The sequence below is a fragment of the Bradyrhizobium semiaridum genome (assembly GCF_020329505.1).
In the GTDB taxonomy this organism is placed as follows: Bacteria; Pseudomonadota; Alphaproteobacteria; order Rhizobiales; family Xanthobacteraceae; genus Bradyrhizobium; species Bradyrhizobium semiaridum.
The window spans coordinates 77,580-101,931 of the sequence record NZ_JAGKJJ010000003.1 but is presented as its reverse complement, the minus strand read 5'-3'; the positions used below and the strand labels follow the sequence as shown (position 1 = coordinate 101,931).

The following is a 24,352-nucleotide window of genomic DNA, read 5'->3' as shown; positions in this document are numbered from 1 at the left end:
GGAGGGATGCATGCAAGCGATTTCGGATATACCGGTTGCATCGGTCAACGCGGGCGCTCGCCTCGATCGGCTGCCGATTTGCGGCTTTCATTGGCGGGTCCTTGCGCTGATTGGCGCGGGCATGTTCCTCGACGCCTTCGACATCTACCTCGCCGGCGGTGTTCTCGGAGCCGTACTGAAGGAGGGGTGGTCGACACTCGAGCTCAACGCGGCGTTCGTCACCGCGACCTTCATCGGCATGACTTTGGGTGCCTGGTTCTCGGGCATTCTGGGCGATCGCTACGGTCGCCGTTTCTCCTATCAGGTCAATCTGGCCATCTTCGGCCTTGCCTCTCTGGCGGCGGCGCTTGCTCCGTCCATGCAGGCGCTGATCGCCGCGCGCTTCGTCACAGGGATCGGGCTGGGCGCCGAGATTGTCGTCGGTTACGCAACGTTGACCGAGTTCGTCCCTGCATTGTCCCGCGGCCGATGGATCGGTATCCTGGCCGTCATCACCAACCTTTCCCTGTTCGTCTCGTCGATGGTCGGTCTGTGGGTGATTCCGAGCCTCGGATGGCGCTATATGTTCGGCCTCGTCGGCGTGCTGGCGATGATCGTCTGGTTCCTTCGAAAGTCGATGCCCGAGTCGCCTCGGTGGTTGGCCGCTAACGGCCGCGGCGACGAAGCCGAGGCGATCCTCGCTCGCATTGAAGCGGAAGCTGTCAAGAAGGGGCCGCTGCCGCCGGTTTCGACGGTGCAGCATGTGGAAGACGAGGGCGGATCCGTCTGGCGCCTGTTCGCACCTCCTTACCTCAGTCGGACCTTGCTCGGCAGTCTCCTGCACATCGTCGTCGGCTTCAGCCTCTACGGCTTCATTGGCTGGTTGCCGACATTCATGGTGAAGGGTGGCCACAGCATCGTGTCCTCGCTCGGCTACACGACTTTCATGTCTCTGGGCGGCCCGATTGGATCGCTGATCGGCTTGGCGCTAGCCGATGCGATAGGTCGTAGACCGTCGATCATCGGATCGTCGATCGCGGCGGCGGCCTTCGGTCTGGCGTATCCGTTCATGCCGGACGGCGGTCCGCTCGTCGTGGTCGGCTTCCTTCTCGTCACCGCGACCTATGTGATGTTGGCTACCGGCTTCGCCATGCACGTTCCTGAGCTCTTCCCGACCCGCTACAGGCTCCGCGGCACGGCCATCTGCGCGACCGCCGGGCGCGTGACGACGGCACTGGTCCAGTTCGTCGTCATCGCGATCTTCGCGTGGAAGGGGCTCGTCGGCGTGCTGGTGACGCTCGCGGGCATTCTTCTCTTCCAGGCCGTGGTCTTCATGATCTTCGGCTTCGAGACCAAAGGTCGCGCACTTGAGGAAGTCTCGGGCGCGCCGACCGGAACGGAATCGTCGGCCTCGACAGAGAAGGTCGTCGGTATCGGAGCCTAGCGGACATGGACAAGTAGCAGTGGGCCCGGAGATTCGCTTCGGGCTCCCTGCCGTCGAGCCGTTTGGAGAAGCTGTGACCGAACCTGTGGAGCCGCGACGACATTCACGTCGCGAATGTGCGCAGAAGAACAATCCATTTCGAAATGACGGTGGATGCGATCAAATTCGGATCATCCACTCAGTCAACGAGCAAAGGGAAGAAGCAATGACCGACATCCAGACTCTGAAGGACACCGTGAGGGTCTGCATGTTCGACCAGTACGGCACGGTCGTCGACATGCAGGGCGGCCTCATCAAGATCGCGACGCCGTTCCTCAAGGAGAAGGGCTGGACCGGCAATCCGAACTCCTTTGTCACCTGGTGGCGCCGCACTCACTTCGAGAACTCGATGATCGACGCGCTGCTCCACCGCGAGCATACGCCGTACCGCGAGATCGGTCACCGCGCCGTCTCCCAGGTCATGGACCGGTCGGGCATCAAGTACACGAAGGACGAGGTGAAGTACCTGGTCGGCGAGATCGAGAAGCTCGAATGTTTCCCTGAAGTGCCGGCGGCGCTCGCCAAGATGCAGACCAGGTACAAGCTGGTTGTGCTCTCCAACGGCGACCGCGATATGCTCGAGACCGCCAAGAAGTATCACAAGATCCCGTTCGACAACGTGATCTCGGTCGCCGAGGCGAACTCCTTCAAGCCGCATGTGGCGACCTACACGAAGGCCGCCGAGATCCTTGGCCTCAAGATGGATCAGATCCTCTTCGTTGCCAACCACGCGTTCGACGTCATTGGCGCGAAATCGGCCGGCATGCACACGGCGATGATCAATCGCCGCGATCGTCCGTTCGAAGAGACGCCGCACAAGCCCGACATCACCGTTCCCACGATGAAGGATTTGGCGGATGCGATCGTCTAGGACGGAAGCTCTCTCCGGCATCAAGGTCCTTGACCTCTGCCGGGTCGTCTCCGGCCCCTTCGCCACGATGCATCTCGGCGATCTCGGCGCGGACGTCGTGAAGATCGAAGACCCGCGTGTCGGCGACGAAAGTCGCCGGTACGGCCCTCCGTTCGTCAACGGGGAGAGCTCGTATTTTCTGTCGGTCAACCGTAACAAGCGGAGCTGCGCAATCGATTTGAAGTCCCCGGCGGGACGCGATGCGGTGATTGCGCTCGCCAGGGCGGCCGACGTCGTGATCGACAACTTCAGGCCCGGTACGCTCGACAAATGGGGCCTGTCTTACCCAACATTGAGTGCCGGCAACCCCACGCTCATCCAGTGCAGCATCTCCGGGTTCGGAAGGAGCGGTCCGGACGCGAGCCGGCCCGGCTACGACCTTATCCTGCAGGGCGAGTCCGGCGTCATGGACATCACAGGTGATCCGGACGGTCCGCCCACCAAGGTCGGTACATCCATCGCGGACCTGGTCACCGGCCTCTACGCTTCGCAGGCGGTGCTTGCCGCGCTCATGAAGCGCAACAGAACCGGTATCGGCGGACGGGTCGACGTCTCCATGCTGGACGCCATGGCCTCGCTGTTGACGTTCAACGCAGGCATGTACTTCGCGTCTGGGGAAAGCCCGAAGCGTCGCGGCAACGTGCATCCCACAATCAGCCCGTACGAAACGTTCGAGGCGAGCGACGGCTGGTTCAACCTCGGCGTCGCCAACGACAAGTTCTGGTCGCTGTTCTGCGCAGTCATCGGTCGCAAGGACCTCGAAGCCGACCCTCGCTTCGAGACGGCCCCCAGGCGCGCGGCGAACCGCGTAGCGCTCGGAGGAATTCTGCGTCCGATCTTCAAGGCCGAGCCGCGCGACCGCTGGCTCGAGTTGTTCGGCGGTGCGGGCATTCCGTGCGGCGCGATCAGAACGGTCGGCGAAGTCTGCGAAGCGCCGCAGCTCATCCAGCGCAACATGGTCCAGACCGTGAAGCACAGGGTCGCCGGCGAAGTCAAATTCGTCGCCCGGCCGCTTCGGTTCGACGATAAGCCGCCCGCACCGTCCACGCCGCCACCGACGCTCGGCGAGCACACTGTCGAAGTGTTCGAGAACTGGGTCGGGTGGTCGCGAAAGGAAGTGCTAAACTTCGCCTCGAAGGGCGCGTTCGGCGATGCCGCGCTGAAGCAGCCGGCGGAGTAAGAAGGTGGGACGGATGGACGAAGCGCAGGTGCGGGAGGCTGGTCGTTGCGGCCGCGGTCGCGACGAATTCGGATCGTTCTTTCGCGGTTCTTCGGGATGGCGGTCTCCTACAACGCCGACGCCTGCATCGTCTCTCTCGACGTCAAGCCCTACATGTTCAACCCGCAGGGATCGGTTCATGGCGGCGTGCTGGCGATGGCTTTCGACATCTCGATAGGCCATCTCCTCAAGCACCAGTTCGGCGCCGGCGCGACGCTCGCAATCTTTTGGGGCACTCACAGGCGAACGCCGCGGCCTGAAATACGACCCGGAGTTGCTCTACCTGGGTGTCATGTTCCACGACATGGGGTTGACCAAGAGGTATTGAAGTGCCGACCTGCGCTTCGAGGTGAACGGGGCCAACGCCGCACGCCTTCATGGAGGGCTACGGCGTACCCGAACGCGACGTCGAGGATGTCTGGACCGCCATCGCGCTGCACAGGTGCCCGGCATCCCCGAGCACATGCGTCCACATCGCATTGGTGAGCGCCGGCGTGGAAATGGACGTGCTTGGTGTCGTCTACCATGACTTCACGCACGAGCGGCGGGACCAGTCTGTGCTCATCATCCGCCATCGGCCTCGCCGAGGCGAATTACGATCTCGAACAGCGCACGTATCCATGCCCCGGCCTCGCCGGCCTCGACCACAAGCCGCAGTGCACCGAGGCGGGCCGTGCGAATGAGATCGATCTCCGGCATGGCAGGACATGCTCGCGTTCGCGTTCGCTGGCACCCTCCGCAATGCGACCCAGAAGCGCGTCGATGTCTGGCGAAAGCCTTTGCAGGCGATCGGACGGCTGCAGTGATGTGGCGGCGACAGGCTTGTTCATCGGTTCGACCCAGAATGCGCCGGTTGGTGATTTCGTTCAGAGCGGTGCCAGATGGTCCGTGACCTTGACCGCCTCGGGCAGCACCTCGCGTGCCACCAGCCAATCGGCGGCCTTCTGCAGCTCGGATAGGAATTTCTCGTCGCTGACCGGGAAATAGCGGTACTGCCGGTTCATTGCGATGAACTGATCGCGCACCTGGTCGCTGTACTTTCCGGCCTTCTGGGCGATGTATTCGGCGTCCTTGCTGTTCGCGGAAATCCATTTGCCCTCGGCGCGGAAGGCGTCGTTGACGGCACGGACCAGCGCGGGATTGTCGGTCGCAAACTTCCGGGTGGTCAGATAGGACGTATAGTCGATCTGGAAATCCAGATCGCGGCCTTCGAGGAAGATGTCGTGCGCCTTGTATTCCAGCCGGGCGATATCAACGCCGGGACTCCACATCGACCACGCGTCGACCTTTCCTGAGACGAGGGCCGGTGCCGCATCCGGCGGATTGAGGTACACGAACTTCACCGCGGAGCGGTCGACCTTGTGCTTCTCGAGCGCCGCGACCAGCAGGAATTCGCCGAGGCCGGAGCGGTTCACCGCCACTGACTTGCCGACCAGGTCTTCGACCTTATTGATGCCGGAATCATCGCGCGCGATGATCGCGGTGGTGCGGGGCTCGTAGACCACGAACTGGGTGAACACGAGAGGCGAGCCGGCGACGATCGCGGCCAGCGCCGGCGTCGTGCTGCCGCCAAAGCTGAAATCGGCGCTGCCGCCGGTGACGGCCTGCAGCGTCGGAGCATGGTTCGGGAACGGCCCCAGCCATTCAACCTTGATGCCGTCCCTGGCGAGCAGCTTCTCGAACTCGCCGCGTTCCTTGGCAATCAGGTTAAGCCCACTCAAGCCCCAGGTCAGGCGAACCGTGTCGGTGACACGACCGGTCGCGGCCCATGCGCTTCCGGACAAATCAAAGCCCGCGAGCGCACCGATGCCGACGGCGGCGGTACCGAGGAAGCCGCGGCGGGACGGCGTTGAAATTGCAGACATGAAATGGTCCTTTCGGAGAGCTCAGGCAGGAATGGGTTGAAATGCGGCGACGCCGAGCTCAGCCAGGAGCTCGATGCGCGCAATCGACTGCGCTCCGTGACCGCGGGTGCGATGCTCGAAAGCGATCCGGCCCTCGCGCATCACCAGAATACGATCCGCAAGCGCGATCGCCTCGTCCACGTCATGGGTGACGAGGAGAACGCCGGGCCGGTGAGTGGCGACCAATTCACGCACAAGCTCGTGCATCCGAATGCGGGTCAGCGCATCGAGCGCGGCAAAGAGCTCGTCAAGCAGAAGAAGCTCAGGCTCCTGCACCAAAGCGCGCGCCAATGCGACGCGCTGCGCTTGTCCGCCGGACAGGTTGCGCGGCCAGTCGTCGAGCCGGTCGCCGAGACCGACCTCGGCCAATGCCGCGGCGGCGCGCTCACGGGCATTGGGCGCCTGCAGGCCGAGCGCAACGTTGCGCCATAGGCTGTCCCATGGCAGCAGCCGGTGCTCCTGGAATACGACCGCGGGCCGGCGCGGTGCGGCGATGCGCCCGCCGTCGATCGGGTCGAGACCGGCCAGCGCGCGGAGCAGCGTGGTCTTGCCGCAACCGCTTTCACCGAGCAGCGCAACGAACTCGCCGCGCTCGATGCGCAGGCTGAGATTGTCGATCACGACACGGCTGCCATAAGCGCGACGAAGGTTGGTCACCGCAACGGCCGGCGAGGCCGTGCTCGAGGAGGGGACCACGTGCAAGGTCATCGTGCGCCCCCATAGTTTGGATGCCAGGCCAGCAGGCGGCGCTCGAGATGACACGCGATCGCGTCGGCCGCGACGCCGATCAGTGCGTAGATCACGATCGTCAGAACAATCACGTCGGTGCGCAGGAACTCGCGCGCATCCATGGCCAGGAAGCCGATGCCGGATTGCGCGCCGATGGTCTCGGCCACCACCAGCGCCAGCCACGCAGTGGCCAGCGCATAGCGCACGCCGGTCAGGATCGAGGGCAGCGCGCCCGGCAGGATGATGCGCCGGATCAGTTCCAGCGTGCCGAGCCCCTGCACACGGCCAAGCTCGATCAGCTTCGGGTCAACCTGCCGAATTCCGAGCGTGGTGTTGATATAGATCGGGAACGTCACGCCAAGCGCGACCAGAAAGATCTTCTCGACTTCGCCGACACCGAGCCAGACGATCACCAGCGGCAGCAGGGCGAGGAACGGAATCGCGCGGATCATCTGGATGCTGCGGTCGATCGCAGCTTCTGCGACGCGCGAAAAGCCGACCAGAATGCCGAGCGCGAAGCCGATGCTGCCGCCGATGGCAAAACCCGCAACCGCGCGCAGCAGGCTAACGCCGAGGTCGTTGAGCAAACTTCCCGAAACCACCAGCTTGAATGCGGTCCGAATCACCTTGCTCGGAGCCGGCAGCACCTGCGGCGATAGCCAGCCGGCCTGCGCCAACAGCTCCCAAACGATCAGAAGAACGACCGGAGCAAGCCATGACAGCAGCAACAAGCCGCGCCGGCTGATCTCAAACGGCGCTTTCGAGGTTGTGGAGCGGTCGCGTAATCGTCGCGCTGCGCTGAATCGAATGCGACTGATGACGCGGTCTGTTCGAGGTTGCTCAAGATGAATTCGTCCTCGCTCGTCGCCGCGCGATACCATCGTCGAATGCGCGCGACGTAAAATCGCCGCTCACTCGACCGGGCGCCAGTGCTGCGTTCGAGTGGAAAGCCATGTTCACATGTCCGAAACTGTCCCACGATTTTTCGTCAACAGAAATAGAGCGCTTTTCCAATTGTCGGTGGTTGCGGAGGTTTCTGATTTATCTGCGTGGGCAACATGGCAAGGAATATCTTTTGATGCGCCGCTGCTTGATCTCGCGCCACACTTTGCCGACAACGGACCGGCGTAAGCAGGAATTTCGAAGAGACAGCCGATGACGACACGACCGCTCCGGTTTGGCATCTGGGCGCTGGTGCACGGTTCACGCGCCGCCTATCAGGATCCCGAAGAGCCGTACGATGCATCATGGGAGCGCAACCGCGATCTCGTGCTCGCGGCGGAGGCGCTGGGTTACGATTCCACGCTGATCGCGCAGCACACCATCAATCCGCATCAGGAGGATCTCGATCAGCTGGAGGCCTGGAGCGCGGCGGCCGGGATCGCGGCGCTCACCAGCCGGATCGAGATCATCGCGGCGATCAAGCCCTACCTCTACCATCCGGTCGTGCTGGCCAAGCTCGCGCTCGGGATCGAGAACATCAGTCGCGGCCGCTTCGCCATCAATCTGGTCAACGCCTGGAACCGGCCCGAGCTCGACAAGGCCGGCATCGGGTTCGCAGAGCACGACGCTCGCTATGCCTATGGCCGTGAGTGGATCACCGTAGTATCGCGCTTGATGCAAGGGGAGCGGCTGACCCACAGGGGCGAGCATTTCGACGTCCGTGATTATGTGCTGCGGCCGACAAGCCTCTATCGGCATCGGCCGTTGATCTATGTCGGCGGGGAATCCGAGCCGGCGCGCGCGCTGGTCGCCGATCATGGCGACGTATGGTTCATCAATGGCCAGCCGCTGGAAGACGTCGCCGGCCTGATTACCGACGTGGCGGCTCGACCACGAACCGGGGCTCCACTCCGTTTTGGATTGTCCGCCTTCGTCATCGCGCGGGAAACGCACACCGAGGCACAGGCCGCCTATGAGCGGCTGCTCGATCTGTCGAAGAAGGATGCGCCGATCAAGGCAATCCAGAAGCACAACACCGATCCGAAGGTCGTCATGATGCAGACCATGCAGAAATCGGCGCGGGTCGGCAGCAATGGTGGCACAGCCGCGGGGTTGGTCGGCAGCTACGACGAGGTGGCCGCCCGGATCCAGGCATTCCATGCCGCCGGCATTGAATTGTTCATGCTGCAGTTCCAGCCGTTCGAGGCGGAAATGGAACGCTTTGCGAAGGAGATCATCCCGCGTGTGCGGGCGGCATCACCGGCCAAGGTCAACGACAAGCCGGCGCTGGCGGCTGGCTCACGTTGAACGGCGTCGGACACGCGTGGGAGGTCGAATCGCAAGCGGTCCGCGCGCAAAAAAGAAATATCCGTCTCAGCTGGCCGTCCCTGCGCGGAATCCCGTGTCGCGCCTCACCGCAGTAGCGAAACATCCGGTATCCGGCGACAGGAATCTTCTTCCGCCGGTGACGGCAGAGAAAGCTTCGTCCAACTCTCTGCAAATATCTGAAATTGCCAGCGCTGTTCGTGCGCGTAACGATGCTGCTGCAATGCGAGATGCGATCGAGCCCGCCCGGAGACGTCAGTTATGAGCATCCAGACCCACCGCGCCGAGCGGCTCCCCGCGCAGCCCGGATCTGTGGAGTTTGACGCCGACGTGCTGGTGCTCGGCGGCGGACCGGCGGGCACCTGGGCGGCGGTGAGTGCTGCTGAACGCGGCGCGCGCGTTTTGCTGGCCGACAAGGGGTTTTGCGGCACGTCGGGAGCAACCGCTGCGGCCGGCACCGGTGTCTGGTACATCGATCCGGATCCCGCGTTGCGTGAGGCCGCGATGGCAAATCGCGAGAAGATGGGCGGTTATCTCCAGGATCGCCGCTGGATGGCGCGTGTGCTCGACCGAACCTATCAGCAGAGCAATCGGCTGGCCGATTGGGGTTATCCTTATCCGGTAGACGAGCACGGCAGGTCGCAGCGCAACTCGCTGCAAGGGCCGGAATATATGCGCCTGATGCGCAAGCGAACCAAGCAGGCGGGCGTCGCCATTCTCGATCATAGCCCGGCGCTCGAACTGCTTGTCGACGACAACGGCGCTGTCGCCGGCGCCAGCGGTGTGCGCCGGCAAAAGCAGGACCGCTGGACGGTGCGTGCCAAGGCGGTTGTGATCGCGACCGGCGGCTGCGCATTCCTGAGCAAAACATTGGGATCGAACGTGCTGACCGGTGACGGCTATCTGATGGCTGCGGAAGCCGGCGCGGAATTCACCAGCATGGAGTTTTCCAACCCCTACGCGATCTCGCCGGCGTTCGGCTCGGTGACCAAGACGCTGTTCTACGGTTGGGCAACCTTCACCTATGCCGACGGCAGCGTGGTTCCGGGCGCGGCGTCCAAGGGCGGGCGCTCCGCGATCGCCCGCGCCCTGCTTCGAGGTCCCGTCTATGCCCGGCTCGACAAAGCCGACGATGGTGTGCAACGGCACATGCGGGTGTCGCAGCCGAATTTCTTCCTGCCGTTCGACCGTACCGGGATTGATCCGTTCAGGGACCGCTTTCCCGTGACGTTGCGGCTGGAAGGAACCGTTCGGGGTACCGGCGGCCTTCGCATCATCGACGACGCCTGCGCCACCAGCTTGCCCGGGCTTTACGCCGCCGGCGATGCGGCCACGCGCGAATTGATTTGCGGTGGCTTCACCGGCGGCGGCAGCCATAACGCCGCCTGGGCGATGTCGTCGGGATTGTGGGCCGGGCAGGGTGCCGCCGACTATGCCAGGCAGATTGGCACGACCACCGCGCGGCGGCTGCTATCCGCCGCAACGGTCGCATTTCGCGACCGGCCGCGGCGCGCGTTCGATCCCGCGGCGCTGGCAAAGGCGGTCCAGGGCGAAGTCTTTCCGTATGAACTAAACTATTTCCGGGACGCATCTCGACTAAACGGAGCGCTGGCGCGTCTTGACGCCGGGTGGCGTGATGTTGCGGAAGCCGGCCCCGCTGATCCCGCCGACGTGTTCCGGGCGCGCGAAGCCGCAGCGATGCTGGCGACGGCGCGGTGGATGTACCGCAGTGCGCTGGCGCGTCAGGAAAGCCGCGGCATGCATCGTCGCGACGATTTCCCCGACCAGGACGGGCGGCAGCGTCATTACGTGACCACGGGCGGTCTCGACGAAGTCTGGACCTCGGTCCGGCCGCATGCCGATGCTGTCCATGCGGAGGCCGCGGAATGATCGAGGTCATCGACGCCGAGCGCTGCACGTCCTGCGACATTTGCGTGACCGCGTGTCCGACCAACGTATTTGACAAGACCGATGGAATTCCGGTAATCGCCCGCCAGAGCGACTGTCAGACCTGCTTCCTGTGCGAGCTCTATTGTCCCGAGGACGCGCTCTATGTCTCGCCCTTCGCGGACGAGGCCCAGCTGATCGACGTCGTCATGCTGAAGCGCACCGACGTGTTGGGCAGCTACCGCCGGGCGGTTGGCTGGACCGATGACACAAGGGATCGCCGCGGCGTCGACCGTAGCTATCTGCTGTTTGGCCATTGAGCTCGGACCTGCAATCGCGAGCGACCAAGGCCAGCCCCGCAATTGGATGACTGAATGAACGTGCATCAATCACTGACGGCAGCGCGGTCTGTCGAATCTCTGCCCGTTGCGCCCGCACCGGTCGCAAATGATGCCATGGTGCGGTTCGAGGCGGTCTCGAAGGTCTATCCTGCCTATCGTGACAAGCCGAGCGTACAGGCGCTGCAAGACATCGATTTTGCAATCCCGCGCGGCTCGATCACCGGCGTGATCGGACGCTCCGGTGCCGGCAAGTCGAGCCTGGTGCGGCTCATCAACGGGCTGGAAAAGCCGTCGAGCGGCCGCGTCGTCGTCGACGGCCGCGACGTCTCCGCGCTAGCGGGCCGCGAACTGCGCCTGGCCCAGCGTTCGATCGGCATGATCTTTCAGCATTTCAACCTGCTGTCGTCGCGCACCGCCGCCGACAACATCGCCCTGCCGCTCGAGATTGCCGGTTGGTCGAAGGCCGATATTGCCGCCCGCGTGGCGGAGCTGCTCGAACTCGTCGGCATCGCCGACAAATACGATCGTTACCCGTCCGAGCTCTCCGGCGGCCAGAAGCAGCGCATCGGTATCGCCCGCGCGCTCGCGACGCGGCCGAACGTGCTGCTGTCGGACGAGGCGACCTCGGCGCTGGATCCGCAGACGACACGGTCGATCCTGGATCTTCTCGCCAACATCAATCGCGAGCTCGGCGTCACGATCGTGCTGATCACGCACGAGATGTCGGTGGTCCGCCAACTTGCGAAGGAAGTCGTGGTAATCGACAGCGGCCACATTGTCGAGCGCGGCCATGTCGCTGAAATCTTCACGCATCCCAAGCATCCGGTCACGCAGGCCTTCCTGTCCGAAGTGATCGGCGACAGCGTTCCAGTGTCCTTGGCAAGCCGCCTGGTGCCGCAGCCGATCGTCGGCGGCAAGGCCGTCATTCGTCTGCAAATCCTCGGCACGGACGCCGGCGATACCATCGTTGCGCGCCTTGCGCGCGAGCTGTCGAGCGATGTTGCGGTGCTGTCGGCCCGCATCGACGAGATCGGGGGCCAGCATGTCGGCTCGCTGACATTGGGCGTTCCCGGCGGCGAAGCGGCGGCCATTCAGGCTATATCCTATCTGACCCGGCAGAAATTCTCGGCGGAGCGCCTCGGCTATGTCGCGTGAACTCATCAACCTGATCATTCAGGCGACGGGCGAGAGCCTGTTCATGGTGTCGGTCGCCGCGCTTGTCGCGGCCTCGTTCGGGGTGCCGATCGGGGTCTTCCTTGCGACCAGCCGAAGGGGCGAGCTGTTCGCCGCGCCGGCCGCCAACAGCATCCTCGGTGTGATCGTCAATGCCACCCGCTCGACGCCATTCATCATTCTGGTCGTTGCCATCATCCCGTTCACGCGGCTGATCGCGGGAACGTCGATCGGCTCGGGGGCTGCGATCGTGCCGCTGACGATCGCGGCGGCGCCGTTCATCGCGCGTTTAGTCGAGGCGGCGATCAGGGAGGTCGATGGCGGATTGATCGAGACCGCGTCGTCGTTCGGCGCGAGCCCGCTACAGATCGTGTTCAAGGTCCTGATTCCGGAGGCGCTGCCGGGACTGGTGCTGGCCTTGACGCTCGCGGTGGTCAGCCTGCTCGGCTATTCCGCGATGGTCGGCGCCGTCGGTGGCGGCGGCCTCGGCGACCTCGGCATTCGCTATGGATACCAGCGCTTCATGCCTGAAATGATGCTGGCCGTCGTCGTGGTTCTGATTGCGCTGGTGCAGACCGTGCAGACTGCCGGAGACTATCTCGCGCGCCGCGTCAATCGCCGCGTCCGCCATCGCTGATTTTTCACCGCGGAGCGGCTGATGATGAGGCCGTTTTTGCTGACTTTCATGGAGACCAAGATGTCGTTTCGTTCAATTGTTGTGCTCGCGAGCGTCCTTGCGGGCTGGTCGGCGGCCGTGGCCGCCGAAACGATCAAGATCGGCGTCACGCCGGGACCACACGCGCAGATTCTAGAGGCAGTGAAGCCGATCGCGGCCAAGAACGGACTGGATATCCAGCTCGTCGAGTTCTCGGACTACGTCGTGCCGAACGCCGCTCTGGACGCCGGCGATATCCAGGCCAACTCGTTTCAGAACCAGCCCTATCTCGACAACCAAAAAGCCGATCGCGGCTACAAGATCGAGCCGATTGCGCTGACGGTCAATTTTCCCATCGGAGTCTATTCAAAGAAGCACAAGAGCTGGGCGGATATCCCGGAAGGCGGCAAGATCTCGATTCCGAACGATCCCACCAATGGCGGCCGCGCGCTGCTTCTGCTGCGCGACAAGGGCGCGATCAAGCTGAAGGACGGCGTCGGGTTCAAGCCGACGACGCTGGACATCGCGGAAAATCCCAGAAAGCTGAAATTCGTCGAGGTCGATGCGGCCCAGGCACCGCGCGCGCTCGATGACGTTGATGCCGCAGTCATCAACACGAACTACGCAACTCAGGCAGGCCTGGATCCGGTCAAGGACCCGATCCTGCGCGAAGATCCGAAGGGGCCTTACGTCAACCTGATCGCAGTGCGCGCCGCGGACAAGGACAAGCCGTGGGTCAAGGTGCTGGTGGACAGCTATCACACGCCCGAGGTCAAGGCGTTCGTTCTGACCAAGTTCAAGGGCGCCGTGTTGCCGAGTTGGTAGTCGCGACGGTGTCGATTGTCTCACATGCGGTTCAGGCCTGGCTCAATCCCGCCACCGACGCCATCGCCCGCGAAGCGGCCGAGGTCACTGGGGCAATTGTGCGCGAGGAGGACAAGACAACCCTTGGTTCAGGCAGCTCGTCGATGCCTATTGCTCCGACGAGGTGAAGGCGTTCCTCGATAAACGCTCCGAGGGGACGTACATCGCGAGCTGGTGAGACGCTAGCCCAGGAGGCTGCCTGATGAATTGTCGGCTTCTTGCTATTCGGCGGCTTCGGGGCGGCCTGTGTCGGGGGCCGGATGCCGATAGGCCGCGCCCGGGTGGGTGTCATGAAGGCGCGGCCCGCGACCGGGAAACAGCTTTTCACGCAAGGTACCTTCCGAATAGGCCGCCTTGTAGGCGCCGCGCGACTGCAATTCCGGCACTACCAGATCGACGAACGCGTTCAACGATTCCGGTACGACAAGGCGGAACAGGTTGAAGCCGTCGACATCAGTCTCGTCAGCCCATGCGACCAACTCGTCAGCGACATCCTGGGGCGAGCCGACTACGAACGGCGAGCGCGCGCCGGCGTGGCTAAGGGTCGCGAGATCGCCGACCTTGACCGGGCGATCGCTGCGCAGCGTGAAATTCTCGACCATCGACTGGATCGCGTTGCTCTCGACATATTGCACCGCCTGGTCCGGGCGATACGTCGAAAAATCGATGCCGGTCCAACCCGAGAGCAGGGCGAGCTGGCCGGTCTGGTCGACATATTCAGCGTATTCCGCGAGCAGATCGTCGGCCTCCGCCCGGGTCGGTGCGACGATGACCGTCGCGCCGGCAAACAGGCGGATATCGTAGGGATCGCGTCCGAACTCCTTTGCGGCAGCCCTGATGTCGCTGACGGCGCGGGCTAGAATCGGCTTGGTCTGGCCGTTGAGAAAGATCGCCTCCGCATGCCTCGCCGCAAACGCGCGGCCACGCTTCGACGTTCCTGCCTGATACAGCAGCGGCGTCCGCTGGGGAGAGGGTTCGGCAAGATGAATGCCGTTGACGCGGTAATGGCTCCCCTCGTGTTGGACGGGGTGTATTTTCGTCGGATCCGTAAAGATACCAGCCTTGCGGTCGCGCCGGACTGCGCCATCCTCCCAGCTGCCTTCCCACAGTTTATAACTTGCGGCGAGAAAATCCTCGGCCGCCTCGTAGCGTTCGTCATGAGCGCGGTTTGCGTCAAGACCCATCCCGCGGGCGCCGCTGTCGAGATAGCCGGTGACGACGTTCCAACCAATCCGCCCGCTGGTGAGATGATCCAGCGTCGAGAAGCGGCGGGCGAGCTGGTAGGGATTCTCGTAGATGAGATTGGATGTGATGCCAAAACCGAGATGTTTAGTAACCAGCGCCATTGCCGACACGAGCAGGGTCGGCTCCGCGTTCGGCAGCTGGACGGCGTGTGTGAGCGCTGTCTCTGGGCTGTTGCCGTAGACGTCATAGACGCCGAACACGTCGGCCAGGAAGATGCCGTCGAACAGCCCGCGTTCAGCCGTCCTGGCATAGTCGACCCAGTAGTCCAGCGAATTATAGTCGAGCGAAGCGTCGCGCGGATGCGACCACAGGCCGGCCCAATTGTGGCTCGGAGCCATCATATTGAACGCATTGAAGCGAAGTTTCTTGGATCTAGACATGGATCTACTCCGTCATCGGCATGTCGGGACGGTTTATCATCTAGCCGGCGCGGCTTCGTTTTGTATTCCGATGGCGGAGGTGAAAATCTTGCTGTCGGTCGATCAACCTTAGGAACGTTTCATTTGTGCGCCGACTTGGGGCGTCAAATGACGCGTGAGTCGAAGCGATACGATGATCGTCCGGATCGCGCTTCGAGCGCCAGGGGTAGTCGAGAGCCGACTACCCCGGCCGCGCATAAAACAAAACCGTTGCGATCGGCGTGCTTTCTGAAACATTCAGCGCACGGGTCTCTTGGCGGCAGCATGCTCATCGCTATTTTCCCCGATGTCTCGACAGCGCAGATTCCCCTACGCATCATTTCGTCGCTGACTTGACGAACACGGAGTGGAATCGAGACCATGAAGACTTTGATTTGCTTGGCGCAGGTGGCAGCTGTGCTGCTTGCATTGACGGCCGGTGCCGTCGCGGATGAGCCTCTCAGAATCGCGACCAGCGCCGGACCGGTCGGGCAACTTGCTCAGTTTGCCGCCAAGCTCGCCAAGGACAAAGGACAGGACGTCAAGGTCGTCGAACTGTCCGATTGGGTTGCATTGAACGAGGTGGTCAATAGCGGCGACGTCGATGCCAATTTGTTCCAGCACGCCACCTATCTTGCGATCCAGAACAAGCAACGTGGCTTCAATCTGGTTCAGGTCGATAAGGTTGGCGTGATCGCGCCGGTCGGACTGTTCTCGAAGAAGATCAAGTCGCTCGACGAGATCAAGCCCGGCGACAGTGTCGCGATCCCGAACGAGCCGCTGAACGGCGCCCGCGGACTGATCCTGCTCGAGCGCGCCGGGTTGATCAAGCTGACGCCCGGCAAGGGCTTTGCTGTGAGCCGGTTCGATATCGTCGACAACCCGAAGAACCTAAAGATTGTCGAGCTCGACCCGGCGCAGACCTATCGCTCGCTCGACGACGTCACGTTCGCGCTTGTCAATATTACATACCTGATACCCGCAGGCGGCGACCCAAAATCGGCGCTAGTCATCGACCGCACCGTTGACGATGGCTTGGTGTTGCGCTTCACGGCGCGACCCGACAAAAGGGATGATCCGCGCCTGAAGGCCTTCATCCAGGTCTTCAACTCGCCGGAAGTGAAACAGTTCATCGAACAGAAGCTGCCCGCGTTCATTCCGGCCGGATTCAGCGGTTAGGCGCTGCTAAGCTCTCGATGGGGCTTGGGCGACGGCTCACTTCGGTCGCTGGCCAGCCGCGCCGCGAGGGCGGCACATTGGTTGCGGATATCGGGGATCGCAATGATCTCCCAGAAGGCAGCGCGGGTCAGCGGGCCTATCGCGAATAGCCGTTGCGAGCGGACACCGTCGCGATTGATGATCGCGCAATCGGCATCCGTGTCGATGCCGATACAGAGCGGATCGACGCGAGCGAGTCCCTGGTGGAACAGGCTACGCACCGCCGGATTGGGGGTCGCGCGTGGATCCTTGACGACGCCGGTGCAATCCACGACCCCTCCGACCTCCATGTGGCGGATATCGGCATCGCCCCGTCGGCGATAACGGATCCGGACACCGGCGTCGTCCGGTTCGACGCGGATCGCTTTGGCGGCCATCAGGGTGAGTTGTCCCGTGTAGAGCGCCTGGGCGATGCGCGCCTCGACCTCGGGTGCCATACGGTGGCGATGCACGTCCCACCAGGCGCGCGCGTGCTCCAGGAAGCGGCGCTTGGAGGTCGGCGGGAGATCGCGCCATAGCCGCTGGGTGTAAGGACGGAGGCCGTCAATGACACCGCGCCAGTCACCTCCCTCAGCTGTGTGGCGGTTAATGCGGTCCCGAAGCCAGCGCAGCAAGCGGCTGATGCTGGCGCCGAACGGAACTTCCGTCTCTGCGATACGCACAGCATCGATGCGACGATGAGGTTTTGCGAGCAGGCCTCGCCGCGACATCGCGATGATCGGCCCCCGGTGCCCATCACGGAGCAGCGACAGGACGTAGTCGACCATCGTCAGCCCGGTACCGAGGATCAGAACGGTCGCGTCGGGAGAGATGGGAGCGGCCGAAGGCGGCGCCCAGGGATCTGCATGACCCGGACTGCTGGCTCTTGAGTCATGTCCGGTCGCGAGCACGACGGTGTCCCCGAGCAGCGTGCGGCCATCCTCCAGAGTGACGAGGACATCCGCGTCGCCTTCGCTGACACCGACGCAAGTGCCATGCACGATCGAGAGCGGTATCGCGTCCGCCTGATCTGATATCGTTTCGAGCAGGCTTGCGATGTAGTCGCCATAGATACGCCGAGGCACAAAGCAATAAGGATCTGGACATGCCGGCACAACCGTCTCGCGCGAAAGCAACCAGCGCCAGAAGTGATCCGGCTGGTCCGGCAGCGCGCTCATATTGGCGACGCGCACATTGAGCAGGTGATCGGGGTTGCCGGTATGGTATGCGATGCCGCGGCCGATCTCGGGGCGCTGCTCGATCAAGGTGACGTGAAGTTCGCGCACCGGCTGGTGCAGCAGCTGATAAGCTAGCAGGACGCCGCTTGCGCCACCGCCGATGATGATCACGTGACGCCCGCCGGAACCCGCCATGCTGTCACTCTACCGATCAGCCCGCGGCGCACGATGTGCGGCGCCAGGAACTATCTTCGAAGGTGCCGATACGAGACCCAATTTCGGTGCTGGATGCGCCGGCTCCAGTGTGGTGTCCGGCAGCGCTTTCGGTTCAGGCCTGATCGACGTGAGAGGCGCGGTTAGCCATGTGGCCCGAACAGAAAGAGCTCGTGGAGACTATCCCGTCCGTCGGCCGCTGCCGCGCGCGCAAGTTTACGGCGCCATCTCTGTATTCGCCGAGTCATACGACGAAGAACGTGAAGCCAAGACTGTGCCGGCTGCATAAACTCTCCTCCGCATTGCAAGTGTTTTGAAAGATAGCATGTCTTGACGCGGGCCGGACGAGAGTGTCGGCGGCGCCGGCAACTTTGAAATCAAAGGCGTGCGTCACGTTTCTTTGGAGGAGGATAATTTCCTCTGCGAAAGCGCCGATGAAAATTCATTTTCTGCGGACCGATGCAGACACCCGTGAATCGGGCGGGGTGCAGTCTCCTGTCGCGTTCCGCATCTGACATCGATGATCGGTTTCGAGCCTAAGCTGCAGATTGCGCCGGGAGCGGGCTCGTTCCGATCCGCAAGCAGCGGGAATCGACATCGCCATAACCCTCCTGCTTTCCGGTTTGCTGCAGACGGGGCGTCGCGCGGAGGCGTCAACTTTGGATACCGATTTCATTGACGGTGGTCCCATTCCGCCGGATATTCCAGTGAGCAGGTGGTGCTGCTCCGGATCATCGCAATGCGAAAGACGGACAGTTGATGTGTGACATGTGACGCCGCATCCCCCATCGCTGCGTCTCGGCGGCGACCGGCGTCTGTTGTTGATTGTACCGGCAAATCCAAGTTCATCGACAGTCAGACAGGAGCGTCGAAACCCGGCGATCGACCACACATGTCCCAAACCTATGTCATCGAAGTATCCGATCGAACGGTCGGTATCTTTGTCGGCGACGACCGCGGCTTTTGCTTCTTCTCGTCCGAACGCGCCTTTGACAGCCTCGATGACGGTCATTTCGGCTCCGTTCACGCTGCCGAGCGGGCGGCCAGGGGCGCTTCTTGGTAGCCGTCTCGAGGTTCGTGCACTGAGGTTGCTGTGGCGGGCTACAACTGCGCGCAGGTGGAATATTGTCCCGCTGTTTGATAATGATGGACCTGGCTTCTTCTCTTTTCCATCTGCCCTGTCTGAAACGACAGGTGCCCCGCGTTTGGAATCTTGGTGTCGTGAGCTTCCCTTCAGCAGGAGCTCGCCATGTACGCCATCGCCATCGATCGCCGCCAAGTTGGACAGCATCTCAATCTATTGACCGAGATGTTTCGGCTGCGGCGGCGTGTCTTCAGGGATCGACTCGAGTGGAACGTGTCTGCTTGTGGGGACCTGGAGATCGACATCTACGACGCCGTCGAACCAACCTATCTGGTCGTCTTCTCGCAGCAGAATGACGTCATCGGCTGCGTCCGTCTGCTGCCGACAACCGGCCCCAACATGCTGGCAGACACGTTTTCCGTGTTGCTCGCGGAGCGCGAAGCCCCGAGGGATGCAGCAGTCCTCGAAAGCTCACGGTTCTGTATCGATACCAAGCGCGCCACCGAACTCGGCCGGAACGGCCTCAATCGGGCTACCCTCATTCTATTCGCTGCAATGCTTGAAGCCATGCAGGCGAGGAGCGCTCGATCGATCGTCACGGTCACCGATACCGTCATGGAGCGCATCTTGAGGAGAGCCGGCTGGCCACTCGAACGATTGGCGCCGCCGCAGCAGATCGGCGAGACCAACGCGGTTGCGGGGTTTTTGCACAACTCCGAATCGGCGCTGCAAAAATTGTACAGCTACGCAAACTGTGATGGCCCGGTTCTTGGCACCGCCGACGCTGGACGGCATGCCGCCTGAGCCTGCGGGGCACCCATGACAGCGACGTTCTCATGCTGGCCGATCCTCATCAGAGCTGCATTTTGCTGGTAAACTTGACACGTGGAGTCGATGCAGCCGCTTCTGCTGTTTTGGTTACCCATCGTGACAAGTGCCTCTCTCTGCTCGTTGGCTGTCGCGGGCTCTTCAATGTACGTCAGATCGCCCTCGGCGAGTGCGAGGCCGGCTTGTTGCCGGATCCAGTTGCCGCCTCGATCGAGCACCTCGATGCTGACGTATTTTCGCTCTGGGCGGACCCGCGCATTGCCGGCTACCTCGCAACATCCGACATTGGTACCGTGTTTCTCGGCGGATCATACCTTGAGGAGGACGTCCTGATCGCTGCGCTGCAGGGAGCCGGATATGGATACGACGTTCGCATTCTTGCGGACCTTTCGATAGCGCGCTCTGAAATCGATCGTCCTCTGCTGCTCGATCGGCTGGCCCAGCACGGTATCGTGGCGACCACGATGCGGCAAGCCGCACTCGAATGGGCGGTATCACTCGGGGATGCCGCGATCATCCGCAAAGTGCGCGAGCTGCTGTCCTGAGAGGACCGCGTAGACATCGTGGCTGGTCCGGCAGGCCGGCTTATCGTGAGCGTCATCGCTGTGATCGATGACAAGTTTGACAGCTGCAACCGTCTCCGCTGGCATCTTCCGATCGCCTCCGAGGTGTCGAGGCGCGCTGGTTTCAAACCACGCGAGCAGTTGCGCGCGATGCGCGAAGAGCGCGGCGACCTGTTCTCACGTGCATTTGCAAGTGACATTCTTGTGGGGGGCCGGCCATATGCGGCCGCCGCATTTTATGTGCCCCAGGACGGCGCGGTGGGCGGCGCTCCCCTATAGCCCCGAACCGGCGAGCCGCAACCGCGCGGCCGCATGTCGACAGATTATCGAAACGAACGCGTCCGCGCGGTCCTCCGCTGGCGCTCCGGCCGTTCCGGTGCGGCTCGCCTCTTCATTCGGGGCTGGCCGGTCGCTCTTCGCCGCCCACCCCGCCTTCCGAGGGCAGGGCGCGAAAGGAAAAGCAAACGGAGATCGTCGTGTCGAAAATGACAAGAAAGACTCAGGCGCCGCAGCAAAGGCAAAGCATCTATGAAGAAATCACCACAAAAATCATCGCGGAGCTTGAGGCTGGCATCTTTCCCTGGGCGCGGCCATGGGATGCAAGCCCCGCGAAGGCTGCTTTCTCATTGCCGAGCAACGCTGCGACCGGCAAAAACTACTCCGGCATCAATATTCTCATCCTCTGGGGGCGGCTCTACGAAGGCGGCTTCTCCATGCAGCGCTGGCTGACCTACCGCCAGGCGCAGAGCCTTGGCGCCAAGATACGCAAGGGCGAGCACGGCGTCGCCGTCTGCTATGCAGACCGCTTCATTCCCAGGCGCGAGGAGGCCGCCAAGAGACCCGCCGCAAGCGATGCGGGCGAGCAGGCCTTGGATGAAGCTGCCATTCCGTTTTTGCGCCGTTACGTGGTGTTCAACGTCGATCAATGCGAGGACCTGCCGGAACAGCTGATTGCCGCGGCGCCGGCGTTGCCGGAACGCGAGATCGTGCCGGAAGCCGAGCGGCTAGCCAACGCAACGGGCGCCGTGATCCGCGTTGGAGGCACCAGCGCATTCTACGATCCGGCGTCCGATAGTGTTCACATCCCGCCACAGCCGGCGTTTTTCGAACAGATCAACTATTATCGCACGCTTTTTCATGAACTCGGTCACTGGACTGGACACACAAAACGGCTCGACCGCGACCAGTCCGGAGCATTTGGCTCCAAAGCCTATGCGAGGGAAGAGCTGGTCGCCGAACTGACGACAGCATTCGTCTGCGCTTCACTCAGGATCAGGCCGACGGTCCGCCATGCGGACTATCTCGGTTCATGGCTCGCAGTGTTGCGCGAGGACAACCGGGCCATCTTCCGCGCCGCGAGCAAGGCGTCCAGGGCCGCCGACTTGCTGCTTGCATTCGGCGCGAGCAAAGCAGATGCACAAGCCGGCGGCGCCAGTTGTGCATGACCGCTCGCGGCGACTGGGCGACGGGCTGGCGCGACGTTTCATATCTGGCGCGCCAGCCGCAAACCCGGACGCCGCCCGTCTCTCCGCGTTTACCGACCAATGAGCGAGGCGCTCACTATCGATCTCAACTCGCGGCAACGCATGGCCGCCGCATGCCGTCGAGGCCGCTGCCGCAAGGTTCCGGATCGAGCAAACGGGGAAGCGGTGCACGGATCGGCGCAGGGCCTGCGGAGCGAACGGGGGCGGGCGAGAGGCTGACATAGCGATGTTTGATCAGCTGCCGCCGAATCCAGTCCGCTCCGGATCCGAGACCGCGACCTGAAGTCAGGAGGTGCAGATCGCCGGGCTTTTCCCGTTGACATCGGTTTCGAGGCCGGGCGAATCGGCACACGCTCAGCTGACCGTTGTCACCGCTAATGGTGTCGGAGACACCTGAATTTGCGCGGGCGTTTCCCCTTGTTGTGACGACCGATTCCCTCGCGTGGCGGAGAGACCTATGGGACTTGGCTCCGCCCGACAAACCCAGCTCACGCGCTTTTTTCCCCGCCGGACTGCGCCGGCTCCTCGCGGCCGCTACGCTTGCAAAAAAAGCGCGAAGCTGGGGGCGGCCGCGTTCGCTTCGCCCCATTCAGGTTCGCGGGCGTTTCGCGTCCCATCAGGTCCCGCCATCGCGAAGGGGATCGGTTTCTCGCGAACAACTCAAAGGAAAGCACCATGACCGCAATTGGATATGTCACCTGCGGGCTGGATCCGCCGCGGCGAGACCAGCGGCCGCGATTATGTCAGCCTCTCGCTCGCCGCGCCCGAGTTCGGTCCGCGCAAGCTCTACGCCGATCTCGGCCGTGCCGCGGGCCAGAATGACGACAGCGTGTTCGCCTGATCTGGAATCCGGCGGACTGAGAAAGACGGCTCCCGCCGGCGCCGCAGGCGGGAGCCGTTCTCTTGCCTCAATTGGCCGAAACGATCCGATGGGGCGAAAGCGACGGGGCCGCTTTTGAATGAGGTCTCCACAGTACCAGCCTGGCCGGCAACGCCGCCACGGGATCACATCACAGGACCAGCCGGAGTACGACGCCCCCGACTGGGCGTGGGAGTTCCTGCGGCGCAACGCAGGCTATGTCGCCGACTGGCGGCGATCCGTTCCGCAGCGCCTGCCGTGCGTCACCTTGAACGACGGTACGCGGCTGCTGCGGTTGCCACGAAGATTTCCGCAGGCCGAGAAGTGGGGCCTTGCCGCATTCGCTGATCCTGCGCTCTGCGCAGAGCAGGCGCCGGTGTTCTGGCATGCGAGCGCCTTCAAGCGTGTCGTCCGATTGAGGGCCAACGTGCCCAACGAGCGCGCGGCCCAGACATACCGGCTCTCCGATTTCAGAGTCGAACGCCGCGCGATCATCGACGTGGACCAGACTCCATTTGTCCTCATGAAGGGAAGGGGTGTTCACGTCGCCCTCAAGGTTGAAGGCCTGTCGGTCCTGAGCCGGCCATTTCGGCCCGTGTTCGAGCTTCACGGCCTTGACGATCTCGCCGTTCAAAACGAACTCTTCAAGCGGCTGCAGCGTTTCAGGGAGCAGCCACGCGCGGCCCCGCACGCAGCACAATTCACGAGCGACGAGCGGCTGCGTCACGCACTGGTCGCGCTCGACGAAAGCCTCAACGGCAAGACCTATCGGCAGATCGCGATCACAATCTTTGGAGTAAAGATGGTCGCCGACGAATGGCTGGGGGCAAGCCAGTTTCTGAAGGACCGCACCAGACGGCTTGTTGCCAAAGGCAAGGAGCTGATGGACGGCGGATATCGCGATCTTCTCAACTGAATCCTGATCTCCTTGCGCGGGCTTGACGAGCCTTGCTGTCCGGGGATGGCAAAAGCTGGCCGGCTGCCTTCGCCACTTCGATTTCCGCGCGTGATCTGACGACGCTTCCTGTTGCGCTCTGCTCGTTGGCCGATGCGCATGTGGAGATCATTCGGACATGACCAAAATGGAAGACAAGCAGCCTGAGAAGCCGTTCCTCAATACCATTGAGGCGGCCGCTTGGCTCAGGCTGACCAAGAATACGCTTGAAAAAATGCGCGTCCACGGCCGCGGTCCAGCCTATCGCAAGCACGGCCGCTACGTGCGCTATCACATCGAGGATCTCGTGGAGTATTCGCAGGCGAACAAGCGGAGATCGACCTCAGATGCGGATTGATCGCAGCTTGCTAAGCAAGTGCACGATCCTGTCGGCGCTATGCGGCGGGATCGTTGCCATGCTGGTGTCCTTTGTGGCCGGGACGCCGCTTGTGATCTACAATGCATCCGGCAGCGCGCCGCTCGGCTTCTACTATCTTGCGCAGCGATTGCCGGGGAAAGGAGAGCTTGCGGTGTTGAGGCCGACACCCGCCATCGAGCTCTTGCTCCTCGCCCACGACATCATGCCGGCACCTGTGCCGCTTCTGAAGCAGGTCGCAGCGACCGCGAGTGACGACGTTTGCCGCTCGAACGAGCCGCCGGGTACGATTTCCATCAACGGCAAGGTGCTCGCCGAGGTGCAGGCCAAGGATCGGGCCGGCCGGCCGCTGCCGACCTGGGACGGCTGCGTGCATCTCGTCGACGGCGAGTATTTCCTGCTGCAGCCGCACCCATTCTCGTTCGATTCCCGCTACTTCGGGCCCGTCCTGCGATGCGATATTCTCGGCGTCGCATTCCCGATCTGGATCTGGAATCCCGATGGCTGAGCGCCCGGTGGCTGCAATCGGGCGGCAACTGGACCGGAGGGGCATCGCGGCGCGAGCCTTGAAGTTTCCTCCG

23 protein-coding genes and 2 pseudogenes are annotated in these 24,352 nt (G+C 62.8%); 19 read left to right on the top strand and 6 right to left on the bottom strand.

Annotated elements, in window-relative coordinates; translation table 11 throughout:
* Window positions 1-10: 10 nt before the first annotated feature.
* The 4 genes and pseudogenes from J6500_RS05165 to J6500_RS32150 form a co-directional block, all read left to right on the top strand.
* Window positions 11-1,423, top strand: a complete 1,413-nt coding sequence (locus J6500_RS05165) for an MFS transporter (RefSeq protein ID WP_225711593.1) — start codon at window positions 11-13, stop codon at window positions 1,421-1,423.
* Window positions 1,424-1,628: 205 nt separating this feature from the next.
* Entirely contained in the window at window positions 1,629-2,333 is a 705-nt protein-coding gene (locus J6500_RS05160) for a haloacid dehalogenase type II (RefSeq protein ID WP_225711592.1), read from the top strand.
* Window positions 2,320-3,552 (top strand): CaiB/BaiF CoA transferase family protein, encoded by a 1,233-nt coding sequence (locus tag J6500_RS05155; protein WP_225711591.1) that lies wholly within the window; start codon window positions 2,320-2,322, stop codon window positions 3,550-3,552. Before J6500_RS05160 ends, J6500_RS05155 begins: the two co-directional genes overlap by 14 nt.
* 259 nt (window positions 3,553-3,811) lie before the next feature.
* Window positions 3,812-4,204, top strand: a pseudogene (locus J6500_RS32150) (HD domain-containing protein); the annotation flags it as partial.
* Here J6500_RS32150 and J6500_RS31940 read toward each other — a convergent pair.
* From J6500_RS31940 to J6500_RS05135, 4 genes are all read right to left on the bottom strand, one after another.
* On the bottom strand, window positions 4,156-4,290 hold the full coding sequence (locus J6500_RS31940) for a hypothetical protein (RefSeq protein WP_283842884.1): 135 nt from the start codon (window positions 4,288-4,290) through the stop codon (window positions 4,156-4,158). The pseudogene J6500_RS32150 and the gene J6500_RS31940 sit on opposite strands and share 49 nt — an antisense overlap.
* Window positions 4,291-4,457: 167 nt before the next feature.
* Complete coding sequence (locus J6500_RS05145; RefSeq protein WP_225711590.1) at window positions 4,458-5,456, bottom strand: NrtA/SsuA/CpmA family ABC transporter substrate-binding protein; 999 nt, start codon at window positions 5,454-5,456, stop codon at window positions 4,458-4,460.
* 21 nt (window positions 5,457-5,477) lie between these two features.
* Complete coding sequence (locus tag J6500_RS05140) at window positions 5,478-6,203, bottom strand: ABC transporter ATP-binding protein (RefSeq protein WP_225711589.1); 726 nt, start codon at window positions 6,201-6,203, stop codon at window positions 5,478-5,480.
* A complete protein-coding gene (locus J6500_RS05135) occupies window positions 6,200-7,105 on the bottom strand; it encodes an ABC transporter permease subunit (RefSeq protein WP_225711588.1) in 906 nt (301 codons plus the stop codon). The genes J6500_RS05140 and J6500_RS05135 overlap by 4 nt, the downstream gene beginning before the upstream one ends.
* A 274-nt stretch (window positions 7,106-7,379) precedes the next feature.
* On the opposite strand from J6500_RS05135, the gene J6500_RS05130 reads away from it, so the two are divergent.
* The 6 genes from J6500_RS05130 (at window position 7,380) to J6500_RS05105 (ending at window position 13,373) form a co-directional block, all read left to right on the top strand.
* Window positions 7,380-8,474 carry an LLM class flavin-dependent oxidoreductase gene (locus J6500_RS05130; RefSeq protein WP_225711587.1) on the top strand — a complete coding sequence of 365 codons (1,095 nt, stop codon included), beginning with the start codon at window positions 7,380-7,382 and terminating at the stop codon, window positions 8,472-8,474.
* A 279-nt stretch (window positions 8,475-8,753) separates the two neighbouring features.
* Entirely contained in the window at window positions 8,754-10,382 is a 1,629-nt protein-coding gene (locus J6500_RS05125; RefSeq protein WP_225711586.1) for an FAD-dependent oxidoreductase, read from the top strand.
* The gene (locus J6500_RS05120) at window positions 10,379-10,699 is read left to right on the top strand and encodes a 4Fe-4S dicluster domain-containing protein (RefSeq protein WP_225711585.1); all 321 of its coding nucleotides are present in this window, start codon (window positions 10,379-10,381) and stop codon (window positions 10,697-10,699) included. Before J6500_RS05125 ends, J6500_RS05120 begins: the two co-directional genes overlap by 4 nt.
* Window positions 10,700-10,753: 54 nt before the next feature.
* On the top strand, window positions 10,754-11,875 hold the full coding sequence (locus J6500_RS05115; protein ID WP_225711584.1) for a methionine ABC transporter ATP-binding protein: 1,122 nt from the start codon (window positions 10,754-10,756) through the stop codon (window positions 11,873-11,875).
* Complete coding sequence (locus J6500_RS05110; protein WP_225711583.1) at window positions 11,865-12,530, top strand: methionine ABC transporter permease; 666 nt, start codon at window positions 11,865-11,867, stop codon at window positions 12,528-12,530. Before J6500_RS05115 ends, J6500_RS05110 begins: the two co-directional genes overlap by 11 nt.
* A gap of 48 nt (window positions 12,531-12,578) precedes the next feature.
* The gene (locus J6500_RS05105; protein ID WP_225711784.1) at window positions 12,579-13,373 is read left to right on the top strand and encodes a MetQ/NlpA family ABC transporter substrate-binding protein; all 795 of its coding nucleotides are present in this window, start codon (window positions 12,579-12,581) and stop codon (window positions 13,371-13,373) included.
* Window positions 13,374-13,633: 260 nt separating this feature from the next.
* On the opposite strand, the gene J6500_RS05100 is transcribed toward J6500_RS05105, so the two are convergent.
* A complete protein-coding gene (locus tag J6500_RS05100; RefSeq protein WP_225711582.1) occupies window positions 13,634-15,037 on the bottom strand; it encodes an LLM class flavin-dependent oxidoreductase in 1,404 nt (467 codons plus the stop codon).
* Window positions 15,038-15,463: 426 nt separating this feature from the next.
* Between J6500_RS05100 and J6500_RS05095 the strand changes: the two genes are divergently transcribed.
* On the top strand, window positions 15,464-16,234 hold the full coding sequence (locus J6500_RS05095) for a MetQ/NlpA family ABC transporter substrate-binding protein (protein ID WP_225711783.1): 771 nt from the start codon (window positions 15,464-15,466) through the stop codon (window positions 16,232-16,234).
* Here J6500_RS05095 and J6500_RS05090 read toward each other — a convergent pair.
* Complete coding sequence (locus J6500_RS05090; RefSeq protein ID WP_225711581.1) at window positions 16,231-17,625, bottom strand: FAD/NAD(P)-binding protein; 1,395 nt, start codon at window positions 17,623-17,625, stop codon at window positions 16,231-16,233. The two genes, J6500_RS05095 and J6500_RS05090, sit on opposite strands and share 4 nt — an antisense overlap.
* 910 nt (window positions 17,626-18,535) lie before the next feature.
* Here J6500_RS05090 and J6500_RS05085 point away from each other — a divergent pair.
* The 8 genes and pseudogenes from J6500_RS05085 (at window position 18,536) to J6500_RS05050 (ending at window position 24,279) form a co-directional block, all read left to right on the top strand.
* The gene (locus tag J6500_RS05085) at window positions 18,536-18,706 is read left to right on the top strand and encodes a hypothetical protein (protein ID WP_225711580.1); all 171 of its coding nucleotides are present in this window, start codon (window positions 18,536-18,538) and stop codon (window positions 18,704-18,706) included.
* A gap of 186 nt (window positions 18,707-18,892) precedes the next feature.
* The gene (locus J6500_RS05080) at window positions 18,893-19,531 is read left to right on the top strand and encodes an acyl-homoserine-lactone synthase (protein WP_225711579.1); all 639 of its coding nucleotides are present in this window, start codon (window positions 18,893-18,895) and stop codon (window positions 19,529-19,531) included.
* A 32-nt stretch (window positions 19,532-19,563) separates the two neighbouring features.
* The gene (locus J6500_RS05075; RefSeq protein ID WP_225711578.1) at window positions 19,564-20,100 is read left to right on the top strand and encodes a cysteine hydrolase family protein; all 537 of its coding nucleotides are present in this window, start codon (window positions 19,564-19,566) and stop codon (window positions 20,098-20,100) included.
* A 503-nt stretch (window positions 20,101-20,603) separates the two neighbouring features.
* Window positions 20,604-21,563, top strand: a complete 960-nt coding sequence (locus tag J6500_RS05070; protein WP_225711782.1) for an ArdC family protein — start codon at window positions 20,604-20,606, stop codon at window positions 21,561-21,563.
* Window positions 21,564-22,302: 739 nt separating this feature from the next.
* Window positions 22,303-22,463 (top strand): annotated as a pseudogene (locus J6500_RS05065) (DUF736 family protein); the annotation flags it as partial.
* A 98-nt stretch (window positions 22,464-22,561) separates the two neighbouring features.
* Entirely contained in the window at window positions 22,562-23,377 is an 816-nt protein-coding gene (locus tag J6500_RS05060) for a DUF2285 domain-containing protein (protein ID WP_225711577.1), read from the top strand.
* A 166-nt stretch (window positions 23,378-23,543) separates the two neighbouring features.
* The gene (locus J6500_RS05055; protein WP_225711576.1) at window positions 23,544-23,753 is read left to right on the top strand and encodes a helix-turn-helix domain-containing protein; all 210 of its coding nucleotides are present in this window, start codon (window positions 23,544-23,546) and stop codon (window positions 23,751-23,753) included.
* A 58-nt stretch (window positions 23,754-23,811) separates the two neighbouring features.
* Complete coding sequence (locus tag J6500_RS05050; RefSeq protein WP_249781354.1) at window positions 23,812-24,279, top strand: S26 family signal peptidase; 468 nt, start codon at window positions 23,812-23,814, stop codon at window positions 24,277-24,279.
* Window positions 24,280-24,352 lie beyond the last annotated feature (73 nt).

What these genes read in the sequence shown, in the direction of transcription:
- J6500_RS05070 (WP_225711782.1), top strand. Translation starts at nt 20,604, where the DNA reads ATGACAAGAAAGACTCAGGCGCCGCAGCAAAGGCAAAGCATCTATGAA.
- J6500_RS05055 (WP_225711576.1), top strand. Translation starts at nt 23,544, where the DNA reads ATGGAAGACAAGCAGCCTGAGAAGCCGTTCCTCAATACCATTGAGGCG.
- J6500_RS05060 (WP_225711577.1), top strand. Translation starts at nt 22,562, where the DNA reads ATGAGGTCTCCACAGTACCAGCCTGGCCGGCAACGCCGCCACGGGATC.
- J6500_RS05155 (WP_225711591.1), top strand. Translation starts at nt 2,320, where the DNA reads ATGCGATCGTCTAGGACGGAAGCTCTCTCCGGCATCAAGGTCCTTGAC.
- J6500_RS05085 (WP_225711580.1), top strand. Translation starts at nt 18,536, where the DNA reads ATGTCCCAAACCTATGTCATCGAAGTATCCGATCGAACGGTCGGTATC.
- J6500_RS05165 (WP_225711593.1), top strand. Translation starts at nt 11, where the DNA reads ATGCAAGCGATTTCGGATATACCGGTTGCATCGGTCAACGCGGGCGCT.
- J6500_RS05130 (WP_225711587.1), top strand. Translation starts at nt 7,380, where the DNA reads ATGACGACACGACCGCTCCGGTTTGGCATCTGGGCGCTGGTGCACGGT.
- J6500_RS05090 (WP_225711581.1), bottom strand. Translation starts at nt 17,625, where the DNA reads ATGGCGGGTTCCGGCGGGCGTCACGTGATCATCATCGGCGGTGGCGCA.
- J6500_RS05050 (WP_249781354.1), top strand. Translation starts at nt 23,812, where the DNA reads ATGCTGGTGTCCTTTGTGGCCGGGACGCCGCTTGTGATCTACAATGCA.
- J6500_RS05110 (WP_225711583.1), top strand. Translation starts at nt 11,865, where the DNA reads ATGTCGCGTGAACTCATCAACCTGATCATTCAGGCGACGGGCGAGAGC.
- J6500_RS05140 (WP_225711589.1), bottom strand. Translation starts at nt 6,203, where the DNA reads ATGACCTTGCACGTGGTCCCCTCCTCGAGCACGGCCTCGCCGGCCGTT.
- J6500_RS05135 (WP_225711588.1), bottom strand. Translation starts at nt 7,105, where the DNA reads ATGGTATCGCGCGGCGACGAGCGAGGACGAATTCATCTTGAGCAACCT.
- J6500_RS05080 (WP_225711579.1), top strand. Translation starts at nt 18,893, where the DNA reads ATGTACGCCATCGCCATCGATCGCCGCCAAGTTGGACAGCATCTCAAT.
- J6500_RS05115 (WP_225711584.1), top strand. Translation starts at nt 10,754, where the DNA reads ATGAACGTGCATCAATCACTGACGGCAGCGCGGTCTGTCGAATCTCTG.
- J6500_RS31940 (WP_283842884.1), bottom strand. Translation starts at nt 4,290, where the DNA reads ATGCCGGAGATCGATCTCATTCGCACGGCCCGCCTCGGTGCACTGCGG.
- J6500_RS05075 (WP_225711578.1), top strand. Translation starts at nt 19,564, where the DNA reads ATGCTGGCCGATCCTCATCAGAGCTGCATTTTGCTGGTAAACTTGACA.
- J6500_RS05160 (WP_225711592.1), top strand. Translation starts at nt 1,629, where the DNA reads ATGACCGACATCCAGACTCTGAAGGACACCGTGAGGGTCTGCATGTTC.
- J6500_RS05120 (WP_225711585.1), top strand. Translation starts at nt 10,379, where the DNA reads ATGATCGAGGTCATCGACGCCGAGCGCTGCACGTCCTGCGACATTTGC.
- J6500_RS05105 (WP_225711784.1), top strand. Translation starts at nt 12,579, where the DNA reads ATGGAGACCAAGATGTCGTTTCGTTCAATTGTTGTGCTCGCGAGCGTC.
- J6500_RS05100 (WP_225711582.1), bottom strand. Translation starts at nt 15,037, where the DNA reads ATGTCTAGATCCAAGAAACTTCGCTTCAATGCGTTCAATATGATGGCT.
- J6500_RS05125 (WP_225711586.1), top strand. Translation starts at nt 8,754, where the DNA reads ATGAGCATCCAGACCCACCGCGCCGAGCGGCTCCCCGCGCAGCCCGGA.
- J6500_RS05145 (WP_225711590.1), bottom strand. Translation starts at nt 5,456, where the DNA reads ATGTCTGCAATTTCAACGCCGTCCCGCCGCGGCTTCCTCGGTACCGCC.